Below are 14043 nucleotides of genomic sequence, written 5' to 3' on the forward strand. Positions count from 1 at the left end.
CCGGCTGTCGGAGTGGGCCATGATCCACTGCATTACATCAACTCGAGAATGCGCCTTCCCAGTTGTTCGGCGCTGTCTTCGCAGTCGATGTTGGCGAAACCGAGCAGCAGCGCGGAGTCGGCCTTGCCCTGGATACTCCAGTCGCTCAGGGCTTCTGCATAAATTCCGGCATGCTGCAGACGCTCGACCAGCAAGCGATCGGACTGTTGTGCCGTCAGTCGCAGGATCAGGTGCATGCCGCCCGGTTGCGCATCGATGCGGATCTGATCGCCCAGGGCTTTCCTGAGCCCCTGCGCGGTCATCTCCCGGCGTTCGCCATAGAGTTTGCGCATGCGTTGGATATGCCGGGCGAAATGGCCCTCGGTCACAAAGGTGGCGACGATGGCCTGGGTGAGTTCCGGGCAGCCGCCGAGGAATATCTGGCTGACCTGTTCGAAGCGTTCGACCTGCGCCGGTGGCACAACCAGGTACGCGAGACGGATGCCAGGAAACAGCACCTTGCTGAACGTGCCGCAATAAAGCACCCGGCCATCGCGGTCCAGGCTCTTGAGCGCGGGCAGCGGGCGACTGATGTAGCGGTACTCGCCATCGTAATCGTCCTCGACGATCCAGGCCTGCTCACGGCTCGCCCACTCCAGCAGCTGCAGGCGTCGCGGCAGTGACAATGACACGCACAACGGGCTCTGATGGGCCGGGGTGACCACCGCCGCCCGCGCCCGTGCCGAATGGCTCACAGCGTCCTCGACACGCATGCCGTCCTGATCGACCGCAACCGGGGCCACCTGCATCTGCAGATGTTCCAGTAATTGACGGGTCGGCAGGTAGCCAGGGTCTTCCACGAAAACACGATCGCCGGGTGTCAGCAGTGCGTGAGTGATCAGTGACAGGGTATTGCGGTAACCCGAGGTGATGAACACCTGAGCGGGCGAGCAGGTAATGCCCCGCGCCACCTGCAGGTAGGTGGCAATCGCGCTGCGCAGTGATTCCAGCCCATAAACCGACGGGTTGGCCATGTCCGGGATTCGGGTGGCACGCACGCAGCGCGCGCCGATTTGCGCCCATATTTTTCGTGGGAAAGCGTCCAGCGCGGGCAGGGCCATTTGAAACGGCAGGATAGGCGCCTTGTGCCTGATGGAGGCGCTTCCCACCGCACCGGATGTTCGCTCTGTACGGGACGAAGTCGCCCTGACGTTGATGCCCGGCGCCACCACTGTGCCGGCCTGGCCACGGGACTGGATGTACCCTTCGGCGGTCAGCAGTGAATACGCGGTGTCGATGGTCCCTCTCGCCAGTCCAAGTTCCTTGGCCAGCGCCCGGGCTGCGGGAATCCGCTGTCCCGGTGTGAGCACTCCGTCAGTGATCGCCGCGCGGAACCGCCAGTAGATTTGCCGGTAGATGGGTTCCGGGGAGGTGGGGTCGAGGGGTGAAAGGTTGTTGATTTGATGGGTCATGGCGGCGGGCAGTGTGCTCATTGTTTTTTTTGCCGGGAAATCCGGCATCACGGCAGACGACGATGGCCTGTATTGCAAGGGGTTTTGCCCAGACCTGCCGGGACGCGGCCAGCTTATTTGTTTCTCTCGTAAAGGAGCGCAAGATAAGCGACTGGACGTTCAAATAAGTGTCGCAGTCGGCTTGCATATAGCCATCTCGGGCACCACCGGTAAGGACATCTCACCGAATAACAAGATGAGCGCGTTCTCTGTCGAATGCAGGGGCCGGAGGAGGCGTTTTGAACCCGTTCCAGCTCAGACCCGGTGCCTCAACCATCAACATGTTGCTTCAGGCGTGCCTGCAACGCCGCGACGCCGTGCCACCGACTTTAACGGAAAAAGCGGTCATCCCTGGTATTCCCAATGCTCGCTATTGGCTGGACCAGGATCTGAGTCCGTTCATACAGGATGCCATTGCGGCCAACAAGAGAGAGCATGAGGCGCTCGTTGCAACCGGCAGGGCGGACACCATCCTGCCGCTGGCCAGTATGCTGGCAATTTCCGGTGGTGGCGACGCGGGCACCTTTGCGGCGGGGCTCATTGCGGGATGGACCGAGCATGGGACTCGCCCGGTGTTCAAGATCGTCACGGGCATCAGCGCTGGCGCCCTGGTCGCCCCGTTCGCTTTCCTGGGGCCGCAGTACGATGCGGTCATTCAGCGCATCTCCAACGCAGTCGGCCCGAAAGACATTTTCCGCTCGCGCAATGTCCTGGCGCGTCTTGCCAGCGACGGAATAGCCGATAGCAAGCCACTGTCGCGGCTCATTGCGAAGTACATCACGCCCGAGGTCCTTGCGCAGATCGCGGCGCAATATGCCAAAGGACGAATACTGATGATCGGCACGACCGACCTGGATTCAGCGCGGCCAGTCACCTGGAACATGGGCACGATTGCCTCCAGCCAGGCGCCGGGAGCGCTCGAGCTCTTTCGCAACATCATGGTCGCGTCAATGAGTATTCCCGGCGCAGTGTCACCGGTCATGATCGATGTGGAAGTCGACGGCCAACTGTTCCAGGAAATGCACGTGGATGGCGGCGTCATCACGCAGATGTTCCTTTACCCGCCAGGCACCGTGATGGCCATGAACAAAGTCCCGGGCGCACCTGTGCGCAACGAGCGTCATTTCTATGTCATTCGCAACGGGAAGCTGGCACCGCAGTGGTCCGGGACGAAGCGCCGTACATTGAGCATTGGCGGTCGAGCCATCAGTGCCTTGATTCAAACCCAGGGGGTCAGCGACCTCGATCGAATCTACCGGATGGCGAAGCAGGATGGGGCGGACTTCAATCTTGCGTATATCGGTGCCGATTTTTGCTTTTCCCGAAATCATAAATTCGATGGCGAGTACATGAAGCGTTTATTCGAATACGCCTTTCAACTCGGCGCGAAGGGCTATCCGTGGCATAAGTTGCCGCCGGGCCCGGTCCTCTGACTGCCCTATGAGTCATTTCGAAGAAAAATACGCGTGTAGTGCCTGGTCTGTCTTGCGCCTGGCCTCAACCACGGCATCCGGACCCAAGGCAGTGCCTTCAACCGAGAAGAACGTTAGTGCATGCAGCCCGATCATGCCCAGAACGGCAGTCAGATACGGCGTGAGAAAATCCGGCTGACGCGGGTTCACCCCGGTAAATCTTCCGCCCGAGGCCACCGCGACAAACACCGGCCTGTCGCGCAAGAGGCTGGTTTTGCCCTGCGCGCCGACATTGAAGGTGCGACGAACGCGAGCCACGTGATCGATCCAGACTTTCAGCGCGGCCGGCACGGTGAAGTTATGCATGGGCGTGCCAATGACCACCACATCGGCGCTTTCCAGTTCTTGAATCAACTCATCTGACCGGGCAAGAGAACCTTCTTGCGAGACGTCTGCAGACGATTGTTGTGAATTCGCGTAATCCTCGTCGACCTGCGAAATGGCATCTTCTGCTACGACCCGGTTGATGACGGTGGCCGTCGGGGCGCTATCGAGTAAAAAACCGATGATGTGTTGGGAAAGTCGATAGCTCTCGGAAGATTGCCCGCGGGGACTGCAAATAACGTGGAGGATTTTCATGATTCACCCGTTGCTGAAAGTGCTGATGTGAGGGGAATCACTGTATGAAGCTTATGACCTATAACAAAGGTCCATGAATGGACTAAGTGACTGGGCCAAGACTGTCAGCGGCCGAGGGATCATGGACCATAACACAACACTAATCATGGACCTTATCAAATAGGCCAAGAAGCAGCACGATGGCGTCCCTTATCCAGCAAACACAAGGACTCATCATGAGCAACCGTATCGACTACTCCAACGCTTCTCCTGAAGGTTACAAGGCATTTGGCGGTGTCTACGTCTATCTGCAAAACAGCGGTCTGTCCCACGAACTGATCGACCTGGTCTATCTGCGGGTCTCGCAAATAAACGGCTGCGCTTTTTGCATCGACATGCATTCGCGCGATTTGCTGAAACTTGGCGTCAGCGTGGACAAGCTGGTGCTGGTACCGGTGTGGCACGACGCGGGTGAAGTCTTCAGCCAGCGCGAACGTGTTGCACTGAGTTGGGCGGAGACCGTGACCCGTGTCGCTGAAACCGGCGTTCCCGATGCTGATTATGAGGCTGCGGCGGCCGAGTTCGGCGATAAGGAACTGGCCGATATGACTTATGCGATCGGCTTGATGAACGCCTTCAATCGATTCGGCGTCACGTTCCGTTCGAAACCCGCTGCTGCCAACAAAGCTTGACCTGCCCGATAGGTCAGTAGAGCGCTCACCCAGTCTCGCCAGGCGCTGACGCCTGGCGATTCAACTTACGGATCTACCTCAACGGGACTATTACCATGGCATGGGCATTACTGGGCATCGCCGGCATTCTCGAAATCGCCTTCGCCTTCTACATGAAAGGCTCCGACGGTTTCACCCGGTTGATACCGGGATTGCTGGCAGCCGCTACAGGCTTGTCGAGCGTTTTTCTGCTTTCACTGTCGCTGCGCACATTGCCGGTCGGAACCGCCTACGCGGTGTGGACCGGTATCGGCGCCGCGGGCACCGCGATTCTGGGCATGGCGCTGCTGGGGGACGCCACCACGGCGCTAAGAATATTCTGTATCGCTCTCATCCTGGCTGGCGTTATCGGGCTCAGGCTGGTCTCGGCAAATTGAACGGGCTCCTTATGGCTGTAATTGCTCCACCAAGTGCGGTGTCACGTAGTGCGGACCGTCGAACAGGTAGAGGGGATAGCCGTCATACGCGGCGAGCTGCGTCTTGAGTTCGGCGGCGGTCGCGGAGCGGAATCCGCCGCCGAAGTTGGGCCGAAAGGCCTCGACGATGATCCGCACACGCTCCTTGCCCAGACGTTCGCCCAAGGCGTCGGCATAGGTTCGGGCCACGGGTGCCGTGCGCGCATAGACGCCGACACCATCCTGAAAGAACACGCCGATGTCATCCGGCAGCCATTGCTTGAGCCAGTCGGCGGTGGCAGCGGGGCCAATGTTGGCGCCGTCGTAGACACTGATCCACAACGGTCGCGGCAGCCTGGCCAGCAGGGCGGGCAATTCGTTGGCGCGGGTCCAGCTGGGATCGACTTCGGCCGGGAAATACCAGCCGGTGACGTGCAGTGGCGTCGGCAGTCTGGCGATGCGTTCCGATACGATCGCCAGTTGCTCGATGTTGTCCCTTGAACGGTTTTCGCTGAAATATCCGGCCAGCCCGAGGATGACATCCTGGGCCCAGGGAGCCTTGGCGATGCGCGCCCAATCGGGCAGGACCGGTACGCCGGGCAAGCCGCTGCCGGGAACGAAAGCCTGATCGTCGACGACGGTCCATTGCACCAGCAGTTCTCGGGCGCCCAGTTTTTCCCAGTTTCCGCTGATGCCCACGGTCTTGTTGTCCGGCTGCCAGACGATGCCGACGATCCCCGGTTCCAGGGCCTTGGTGCTCGTCACGTAGAGCAAGCCGGCACCGGCACCGAGGGTGAGGGCGAACAACACGGCCGTAACGGTCGCGCGACTGGCGGTGTAGCCGAAGATGTTCACGGCAGTGCCTTCTTGATGCGCTGATGCCATTGGCTCAGCGGGGTGACGCCTTTTGCATTCCAGTTGGCTGTCGTATCAGGGCCGAGGTGGAACTGGCCCTCATTGAATTGCCAGACGATCACTTGCGGCTTGTGCTCGGCAAAATCCGCCGACTCCAAGTATTGCAGCAGCGTAGCCCACGGGCCCACGTCGCCGGGGTTCCAGGTCAACGCGACGGGACGGTCCAGGGCATTGGAGAGCTTTTGGGTAAAGCCCAGATACGGCTGGACAAAACTGTTGCCGATCACCTGGACCGGAGCTGGCGCGTCATCGATCAGCAAGTCTTTCTCTGCCTGATGGCGCACGGTGTAGATGTCGCGACCGATGGCCTTGCGCTTGACAGCTGGCAGGAAATTGCTGGCCAGGTCGCCGAACGCGCGCCGATCGAACCACTGGCCCAGCGCCGCGCCACCACCGGGCTCACCGGGCAGGGGGTAACGCGCGGATATCAGTTGCGCCGCAGCGTCGGCGGTGTTTTCGGCGCTCCAGGCTGTCCAGTGGTAATCGGCGCGGTAAAACGCGGTCTGTTGGCCTTGCTCGGTGCGTTGCAGGATCGGCTTGATGTTCAGGGTGGTCAGGCCCGCTTGGGTCAGGTCGTTCTGCAAGCGCTCGTAACGCTGCTCGACGGCGGGGCTCAAGGGCTGATCGGCGGGCAGGCGCCGGGCATAAAACGGCGCTTTCATCGGCACCACCAGCACGACCAACCCGATGTGCTGGCGTGCAAGTTGCTGCTGGAGCTGTTTCACCAGTGCAATGTTGCGGGCCGTGGCGGGGTTATCGACCTTGCTCAGGCTTTCCCAGGCCGGGAACAACCAGCCGCCGTTGCCGGTAATCACTGCCGACGCCGCTTGCACGCCAGTGCCTGACAAGCCCAGCAGCAGGCCGGCGACCATGCCGGGAATCGACAAGCGATGGATAAAACGCTGGGGTTTGAATGAAAGGATCATGGCGCAGTCTGGTCGACAAGGCCAATCAGGCGTGGCGCCTGTCGGGAGCCAATCAGGAACAGGCTATAGCGATCGCCGGCCTTGAAGGGCGCCAGTTTCATCGGCAGGCTGCTGTTCTGATTGCAGCTGGCAACCAACGTCGCCTGCACCGGGTTGATCGTGCGCTGGGCTTGTCCGTTGAACGGCACCTGGTTGAATACCGGGGCGCCATTGGCCAGCTGGATATCGGCCCGTTCACAGCCGCGGCCCAGGTTATAAAAGTTGAGTTCGGCGCGCAGGTCTTTACCGCGCAGCGGCGGATCGATGACCAGGCGTGGGGCCAGTGCCGGGTTGCTGTCGAGAATCAGCGTGACCCAGGCGCCTTTCGGTGCGGTCAGGCCTTGGATCTCGCGACCATTGACGGTCACGTAAATCGGCTGTTGCGAGTCCACGACCTGGAAAGGGCTGGCCACTTCGGCCTGGGCGGAAAGGGCCAGGGTCGCGCCTTGGCCTACCCGGACCTGCGTGGAAGTTTCGCCGGGATTGACCACCCGCACCCAAGCGGAGCCTTCGGGCAGTGTTGGCGCGTAAAGACGGGCGATTTCAGGGGCGGCTTGGGCCCCTGTCGGGAGCAGGCCAAGTCCCAGCCACAAAAAAACTCGAACGTTCATGTCAGTCCTCAATAGGAATAGGTCAGGCGCGCGAACACGCCTTTGGCGCGGTCATCGCCCAGCACTTTCACGCGGTACTGCAGGGAAAAATCCACGTAGGAGCGGGGGGCGTTGTACGCATCTTCGCGGAACCAGTACCGGACGTTGTTACCGACACCGATGCCTCCAGCCTTGCCGGATGATGAGTCCGTGCTGCCGTCGGCAGCGGTCTCGCTGTGCATTTTGGAGTCGTAGTCGAACGCGGCCACGACATGCGGGAAGCTGACCCAGCGCGAACCTGTGCCGCCGATGGCGTAGCTGCGACCCACCTGCCATTCGCTGTTGAAGTAATCGCGCGAGTCATTGAAGTAATGACCGGCCTCGGCGAACAACTGCGAGGTCCACCAGCTTGAGGTATCGACCCGCAGATCGGTGCCGATGCTGGAGCCATAACCCAGGCGTGCCAGCCAGTCGCCATCGACGTCCGACGATCCCAAGGGGAATGTGCGTTCGACGGCGGCCATCACGTTCAGCGCCGTGAACGGTTTGACCCGAACACCCACGGCGCCTTGCAGCGCGTCCAGTCCAGTGTCCGAACTGCTGTTCTTGCTCCACAGGGTGTCGGTGACGCGTCCGTAGAGTTCGACAAAACGTGCATTGCGATAACCCAGGGGGCGCCAGGACAATTCGGTGCTGTTTTGCAGGCTGTCATTGCTGTTGCTGCCGCTGGTCGGGGCTGCGCTCAGGCCACTGCTGGAGCTGTTGCCACGGTAGCTGGTGGTGCTGGTCAGGCCCCAGGTGCGCGATACATCGGCCACCGCGCGACGGGTGTCGAACAGCTGCTGCACGGGCATGTCCAGGTCACCGGCGGCTTGCGCGTCGATGACGCGCTTGAAGTAGCTGACGGCTTGCTCGTCGTCATTGGCCCGCATGGCGGTGTAGGCGGCGTCCTGGGTTGCCGTCGGCGTGAGTCGGGTGTCGGCGTCTGCCTTGCGGAACGACGCTTGGGCGCCGTCATCATCGCCGGCCTGGACCGACAAATAGGCCAGCTGCAGCTCGCTCATCGATTCCAGTTCGCCCGTTTCCCGCGCTTGTTGCAGGCGTTCGCGCGCGGTTCGACGCTGGCCGATGGCGGCATACAGGCTGGCCTCTTCGTAAGCGGGCAGGCTGCCCAGGGCTAAGGCCCGGGTAAAGTCCTGGCGCGCCGCTGCATCGTCACCCGCTTGCTGATGCAGACGGCCGCGCTGGGCCAGCAGCCGGGCGTCATCGCCATTGATCTTGAGGCCGTCGCTGGCCGCGGCGATGGCTTGGGGCACTTGTTTGCGCTCACTCAGGGCGCTGACCAACAGGCGCCGGTACGCCGGGTTCTGCGGGGCGCGGCCGATGGCTTCATTGGCCAGGCCAATCGCCGTCGCCGGGTCCTTGCGGGCCAGGGCAGCGTAGGCCTGAGCGGCCATGTCGGTTCCGCCGTCGCGCTGGTTGCCCGGCCAGATATCACAGACCAGGCCGAAGGCCGTTTCCTGACAGTTCAGCGCCGGTGCCGGAAAGTGGGCAACAGTGTTCAAACCGTTGTTCTTCTGCCGCAGCGCCATTGCGGCGGCAGTACGTCGGCGGGACACTTCGCCGCTGTCATCGTCGGCCACTGGCTGCAGATGCTCGAGCGCCTGTTGCGGCTCGCCATGGGCCAATGCGGCGTCCGCGGCGAAGAAACGGATGTCACGGACTTCCGCATCCAGCAGGCCATCGATGGCCAAGGCGTGATTCAGGTCAGCCTCGGCTGCCTGGGTGTTGCCCTGTCGATCAAGGGCATAGCTGCGCAGGATCCACGGCGCGATTTCTCCATCGTCCTGTGCCAATGCGCCCGACGCGGCCTGTTCGGCTCCGGGATAATCCCTGGCAGCGAGCAGGGCACTGATCAGCAGTTGCTGATTGGCGCCGATTTCCGGAGCCCAGGCCACGGCTTTCCTGGCCTGGTCCACGGCCAGTGACGCCTGGCCTTGCTCCAGGGCGCGATAGCCCTGGACCGCCAGCGGTGCCGCCAATTGACGACGAATCGCTTCGCGCCGCATCAACAACGTATCGTCATCCGGGAACACGGCCAGTGCCTGGGTGGTGGCTTGATCCGCTGCCTGCAGATTGTGTTGACGCTGCAAGGATTCGATCAACAGCAACCGGTAATCCATGCGCTTGGGTGCCTGTGCGATGGCTTGGCGTGCTGCCTGGGCAGCGAGTCCGAAGTCATCGCGATCATAGGCCTTGAAGGCCCGGGCCGCGGCACCGAAGCCTGGCGCTTGACGGGACTGTGGATAGCGTTTGGGATAATCACGCAGGTCCTTGTCGCGCTGTGCCAGCCCAATCAGCGTGTTCAAGCGGGTGATGTCGGCCCGCTGGCGCAACGCTTCGCGGGCCTTGGCGATGGCCAGGTCGTAATCTTTGCGTTCGTAGGCGCTGTACGCCTCGTTGGCCGTTACATAGGCGGGGCCGGTCAACGGCAGCGGCAGCGTCTGGGCATGAGCATATCCGGGCATCAGGCTCAGCCCCGTGGCCATGAGAGTCAGGAAGGGGCGGTTCATGCCGGAAGCTCCTCGGGATAGTGGCTGTGCTGACGCGCGACGGCCTTTTCGATAGTGGCGCGAGGCAGCACGCCGCTGTCGACCAGGTAGTCGCCGATGCGTCCGTGATGTTGCGGGCGGTACTGCAGCATGGTGCGGCTGAACACGTCGCGATCCATCAGTCCCATTTCGATCAACAGGTCGCCCAACAATGGCGCACCGGCATCCGGAACCGACTGGCCTTCGTTTACCTTCAGCTGACGCAATCGCGCGACGATTTCGCTTTCCCGGGCAATCAGCTGCACCGGCACGCTGCCCAGATCATCGCTGACCTGGCGCAGACCTTCGGCTGGCAGCGGGTTGGCCACGGCAACTTGCGCATGGCCCTCGGCATTCAAGCCCAGCGGCACCACGCGCCAGCGCAGGGCAAATTCATCGTCCAGCATCAGGGGCGAATTGCGTGCCTTGGCAGCGACGTCGAACACCCGTGGCAAGTCGTTCTGGAAGGCAATGGCTTCAGCCAGGGTTTCATCGTCCAGCCAACCGTTGCTGAGCAAGATCCGCCCCAAAGGCATGTGTCGGGTTTTCTGTTCGGCCAGGGCGCTTTGCAGATCGGCGTCGTTGATCGCCTGCCAGGACAGCAGCACGCTGCCCAGCTTGCGCGGTGCGGCAGCGACCAGATCGGTGGACGGGAAGTCGTGCATGGTCTTGTCCCAGACCAGCTTGCGGTTGAGCACCTTGCCGACCAGGAACATGCGCCAGGCACGGGACGCTGCCATGAAGTTGACGAAATTGCCCACGACCATCCGCGGGATGGACAGCACGCCATGCTGCCAGCCGTACAGCACTGTGGTGAAATAGCAGCGGTGCGCGATCCGCCAGGCCAAGGCGAGCCCGTTAGCCAACAGGAGGTACGCGATAAACCTGTTGGTTTCGAAAGGCGTTGGGAAACTCACGTCCCACAAGCCACTCTGGCGCAGGATGATCAGGCCCAGCAGCTGCGCCAGAACGACGTAGGCGATGATGCTGACGAAAGCCGTCACCAGACCTTTGCGGTCACGAAACAGCAGATACCGGTTGGCCAGCGAGCCGCTCCAGCCCATTTGCTCCCAACCTTGCAAACCGATGCCCAGCGTCCAGCGAGCTTTCTGGCGGAACGCGGTGCGGAAGGTGTCAGGGAACAGTTCGCGCACGCATAACGGCATCTCCAGGGTCGATTCGTAAGGCTTGCGAAACCACGACTTACGCAATACCCGGAACTGCACCGGGAAGCGTACGAAGATTGCGTTCATGCCGACCTTGGCCAGGCGCGCGGCGACGTCGTAGTCCTCGGTCAGGCTGTCGGTGTTGAACGGCTGGTTCTGGTTTTTTCCGGCGAGCACGCGCAGGGCACGATGGGAAAAACAGGTGCCGACGCCGGCTGACGGCACCGTGTCGGTCATGCTTTCACGCACCACCAGATCCTTGCCGTGCCATTCGGCGAATTCGTCCATGTAGGTGCCCGCCACCCACTCGTACCAATTGCGCTCCAGCGACACCACCGGCAGCTGGATCATGTCCTTGCGGGGCAGCAGATAGTTGAACAGACGCAATTCCATCGGGTGCAACACGTCTTCGCTGTCGTGCATCACCACGCCGGCGAAGGTCATGCCGTGGATTTGCTCATGCAGGAAGATGGCCTGGATCACCCAATTCAGGCAGTCGGCCTTGCAGGTCGGCCCGGCGTGCGGCACTTCCACGCGGTGCAGCTGTTTGTAGCGCCGCCGCATGCGTTCCACTTCATCGATGGTGCGCTGGTCGTTGATGTAGGTGCCGACGAAGACCACATAGTTCTGGTAATCCAGGGTCGACACCATGTTCTCGATCATCGGCGCGATCACGTCATATTCCAGCCAGGCCGGGACCATGATCGCCAGGGGCTGCTCGTCCCGGGCCAGCAGCTGCTCGGCCGTCAGCGGCCGGTACTTGCGCTGCGCGGTGAATTTGCGGAACAGGCGGCGAGACCAATACCACAGATCAATGAACAGATCGTCCATGCTGGAGATCAGGATTAGCACCGCGACCACGATGGTCGAGATCTCCAGGAAGCTGTAGTAGTGGGCCAGCCAATAGGGCCAATAAAGCGACGTCATCGAAGGTTTCCGTTACTGGCGATTGCGACGGGCACTACGGCCGGCCAGCAACAGGATGAGGAGCAACAGGATGCCGCCGGGTATCAGCCACAACCACGACGGCGTGCGCCAGGCGTCCAGGCCCTTGGGTTCTTCGATGTCGATCAACTGGCTGCCACTCGGGTCCTGGGTGTCGAAAGTGCTCAGCGCACCCTTGTCACCGAGGATGGCCACGTCGCCGCGGGTCAGCAGAATCTGCCGGGCGAAGCGCGGTGCGTCGGGGCCCAGGGCGCGATAGACCAGGCCGTGCTGGCCCCCGGCATCCACCACTTGCAACGAGGCCAGGTGGTTGAGGGGATGCACGTCCAGCAGCACCTGATCCTTGTGATTGATGCGCAGGCGACCCTGTTCATCGACCTGCACCGATTCCTTGCTGTCCTTGATTGGCAGTTCGAAGGCGAGGAAGGCCTTGTCCGGCGTGACCGAAGCCTTGGGGTCGGCACTGACTTTCAGTTGTGCCCGCAGTGGCGAAACGCCGGCGGCGTCAGCCACTGAAATCACTTGTGGCAAGCTGCTCGCCGGATGCTCGAGGTAGGCCTGTGGCACGAGGATCTGCGTGTCCATGGCAAAGCGCGCGGCCATGCCGGAGAAGTCGTTATCCAGTGCGGTTTGTTCCAGCACGATGTGGCTGGTGGGCAGCACCGAGACCGGGAAGGCTTGGGGTGTTTCCAGGCAGCGGTCGCTGACCGGCTGGCGCTGGAACGACACACGCAGCACGTTCTTCGAACCCAGGGTGTAACGCGGGATATGCGCTTCGATGCGCTGCTTTTCCCCGTTGGCCACCAGCTGTTGCGCGCCAATCAGATAATCGTTGAGAAACAGCGAGGCCACCGGCGCGGTGTCCGAGGCGCCGGGTGCGGCAGACACGTCGATCACCGCCTTGACCGGCAGGCGACCGTCGTACGCCACACTGCCCAAGGGGAACGAGGTGCTCCAGTCGGATTTGGCCAGTACGTCGATGGCGCCGGGGTTGCCGCCCAGGCGCGACAAGGTCACGCGGCCGTCGACGCTCAAGGGCAGCTGTGCTTCGCTGATCGTCAATTGGCGGCTGCGTGCCAAGGAGTTCCAGGCCGAACTGAACAGGGCCAGCGCCTTGCCGGGTGCCTGGGGCGCGATCATCAGCACCGGTCGTGTGCCGAGCAATGCCAGGCGCACATTGTCAGTACCGGTGGCGGCCAGACCCGCATTGATATGCCGCTCACGCCACTGCGTAAAGGCACTGGCTGCCGCGGCGTCGAGGCCCTGGATCTGGCGCTGCAGCGCGTCCAGTGACTCGTTGACGGCCTTGAGCAGTTGCGGGTCGTTGACGGCCAGGTCCGCCTGGACGTTCGGCGTCTGCCCCAACATCAACAACGCGCCGATTTGCGCCGGGTCCGCCAGCACGTGCGGGCCTTTGCCGTTGAGGCCGGCGAACGCTGGAATCGTCAGCAGTTCAGCGGGGATGCGCAAGCCGCTCAGGTCAACGCTGTCTTGCAGGGCAGGGAAGGGCAGGATGCGGCTGTGCTTGCCAATCCGCTCCAGTGCCACACCCAGGCGCCAGGCCGCGTCGTAGCTGTCGGCGGACAAGGTGCCCGACGCGACCATGATCCCTGGCTTGCCGGGCAGTGCGGTCCAGGCGGCCCCGACGTCCTGCAACTGGCTGGCGTCGTAGCTGTAATTGAGGCGGGTGTCGGGTTCGATACGCAGTACGTTGCCGATGGCGCGTTCATCTTCGCACAGCACCCTGGACACGATCGACGACCAGGCAATGCCCAGGCGCAGCGAGCCGTTGTCCCGCGCTGCCTTATCCACGCCCAACGTGGCGCTGGCGTCGCCCTGGGCTTCGCTGAGCCCTTCGGCGCGTACCGGATAGCCGTCGAGCGACAGCAGCAGCGTGTTGCGGCCACCTTCGCCATTGAGGTAACTGGCATCGAAATTCAGTGTGGCGTCCGTCAGCGGCACACCGGGGGGCACCGGCAGGTACAGTTCGCGTCGGGAGTCGGTGGAGCCGAGGATGATCGGTGCGTCGATCCCCAGATCGCTCAAGCGGATCTCGCGCTCCTGCCGGGTATCGGCGTTGAGCCGGTGGATGGCCTGGGTAAGCGGGCTGTCCGCGGCCAGGGCAAAGGCAGGCATCAGCGCGAGCAGGCTCACGCCACAGGCAAGGGCGCTGAGCGCACCCGTATGGAGGGCAACGGAAGACTTCATTCAGGCAGATCTCGAGC

Annotated in this window: 11 protein-coding genes; 3 read left to right on the forward strand and 8 right to left on the reverse strand. The window is 62.2% G+C overall.

All coding sequences use genetic code 11. From position 1 onward, the window contains the following. Window positions 1–32: 32 nt before the first annotated feature. Window positions 33–1451: a MocR-like pyridoxine biosynthesis transcription factor PdxR gene (gene pdxR, locus ACA067_RS12280; protein ID WP_497462767.1), complete on the reverse strand. Its 1419-nt coding sequence runs from the start codon at window positions 1449–1451 to the stop codon at window positions 33–35. 278 nt (window positions 1452–1729) lie between these two features. Between pdxR and ACA067_RS12285 the strand changes: the two genes are divergently transcribed. After that, window positions 1730–2923: a patatin-like phospholipase family protein gene (locus ACA067_RS12285; RefSeq protein ID WP_497461998.1), complete on the forward strand. Its 1194-nt coding sequence runs from the start codon at window positions 1730–1732 to the stop codon at window positions 2921–2923. Between the two features lie 12 nt (window positions 2924–2935). On the opposite strand, the gene ACA067_RS12290 is transcribed toward ACA067_RS12285, so the two are convergent. Continuing rightward, window positions 2936–3541 carry an FMN-dependent NADH-azoreductase gene (locus tag ACA067_RS12290; RefSeq protein WP_497461999.1) on the reverse strand — a complete coding sequence of 202 codons (606 nt, stop codon included), beginning with the start codon at window positions 3539–3541 and terminating at the stop codon, window positions 2936–2938. 215 nt (window positions 3542–3756) lie between these two features. Between ACA067_RS12290 and ACA067_RS12295 the strand changes: the two genes are divergently transcribed. Then, a complete protein-coding gene (locus ACA067_RS12295) occupies window positions 3757–4212 on the forward strand; it encodes a carboxymuconolactone decarboxylase family protein (RefSeq protein WP_497462000.1) in 456 nt (151 codons plus the stop codon). 95 nt (window positions 4213–4307) lie between these two features. After that, window positions 4308–4628, forward strand: a complete 321-nt coding sequence (locus ACA067_RS12300; protein WP_497462001.1) for a DMT family transporter — start codon at window positions 4308–4310, stop codon at window positions 4626–4628. A gap of 9 nt (window positions 4629–4637) precedes the next feature. Here ACA067_RS12300 and ACA067_RS12305 read toward each other — a convergent pair whose 3' ends face one another. From ACA067_RS12305 to ACA067_RS12330, 6 genes are read right to left on the reverse strand one after another with little or no spacing between them, the layout of a single operon-like run. Further along, a complete protein-coding gene (locus ACA067_RS12305; protein WP_497462002.1) occupies window positions 4638–5501 on the reverse strand; it encodes an alpha-amylase family protein in 864 nt (287 codons plus the stop codon). Further along, the gene (locus tag ACA067_RS12310) at window positions 5498–6487 is read right to left on the reverse strand and encodes an alginate O-acetyltransferase AlgX-related protein (protein WP_497462003.1); all 990 of its coding nucleotides are present in this window, start codon (window positions 6485–6487) and stop codon (window positions 5498–5500) included. Before ACA067_RS12310 ends, ACA067_RS12305 begins: the two co-directional genes overlap by 4 nt. After that, entirely contained in the window at window positions 6484–7137 is a 654-nt protein-coding gene (locus tag ACA067_RS12315) for an alginate O-acetyltransferase AlgF (RefSeq protein WP_497462004.1), read from the reverse strand. The genes ACA067_RS12310 and ACA067_RS12315 overlap by 4 nt, the downstream gene beginning before the upstream one ends. Window positions 7138–7145: 8 nt before the next feature. Beyond that, a complete protein-coding gene (locus ACA067_RS12320; RefSeq protein WP_497462005.1) occupies window positions 7146–9689 on the reverse strand; it encodes a bacteriophage N4 adsorption protein A in 2544 nt (847 codons plus the stop codon). Further along, window positions 9686–11800, reverse strand: a complete 2115-nt coding sequence (locus ACA067_RS12325) for a glycosyl transferase family protein (protein WP_497462006.1) — start codon at window positions 11798–11800, stop codon at window positions 9686–9688. Before ACA067_RS12325 ends, ACA067_RS12320 begins: the two co-directional genes overlap by 4 nt. 12 nt (window positions 11801–11812) lie before the next feature. Continuing rightward, window positions 11813–14026, reverse strand: a complete 2214-nt coding sequence (locus ACA067_RS12330; protein WP_497462007.1) for a hypothetical protein — start codon at window positions 14024–14026, stop codon at window positions 11813–11815. Window positions 14027–14043: the final 17 nt, after the last annotated feature.

The sequence above is a fragment of the Pseudomonas sp. LBUM1674 genome (assembly GCF_059695635.1).

Bases quoted from the DNA above. Each gene is read 5' to 3' on its own strand.
- pdxR (WP_497462767.1), bottom strand. From the start codon at position 1,451: ATGACCCATCAAATCAACAACCTTTCACCCCTCGACCCCACCTCCCCG.
- ACA067_RS12290 (WP_497461999.1), bottom strand. From the start codon at position 3,541: ATGAAAATCCTCCACGTTATTTGCAGTCCCCGCGGGCAATCTTCCGAG.
- ACA067_RS12295 (WP_497462000.1), top strand. From the start codon at position 3,757: ATGAGCAACCGTATCGACTACTCCAACGCTTCTCCTGAAGGTTACAAG.
- ACA067_RS12300 (WP_497462001.1), top strand. From the start codon at position 4,308: ATGGCATGGGCATTACTGGGCATCGCCGGCATTCTCGAAATCGCCTTC.
- ACA067_RS12310 (WP_497462003.1), bottom strand. From the start codon at position 6,487: ATGATCCTTTCATTCAAACCCCAGCGTTTTATCCATCGCTTGTCGATT.
- ACA067_RS12315 (WP_497462004.1), bottom strand. From the start codon at position 7,137: ATGAACGTTCGAGTTTTTTTGTGGCTGGGACTTGGCCTGCTCCCGACA.
- ACA067_RS12320 (WP_497462005.1), bottom strand. From the start codon at position 9,689: ATGAACCGCCCCTTCCTGACTCTCATGGCCACGGGGCTGAGCCTGATG.
- ACA067_RS12325 (WP_497462006.1), bottom strand. From the start codon at position 11,800: ATGACGTCGCTTTATTGGCCCTATTGGCTGGCCCACTACTACAGCTTC.
- ACA067_RS12330 (WP_497462007.1), bottom strand. From the start codon at position 14,026: ATGAAGTCTTCCGTTGCCCTCCATACGGGTGCGCTCAGCGCCCTTGCC.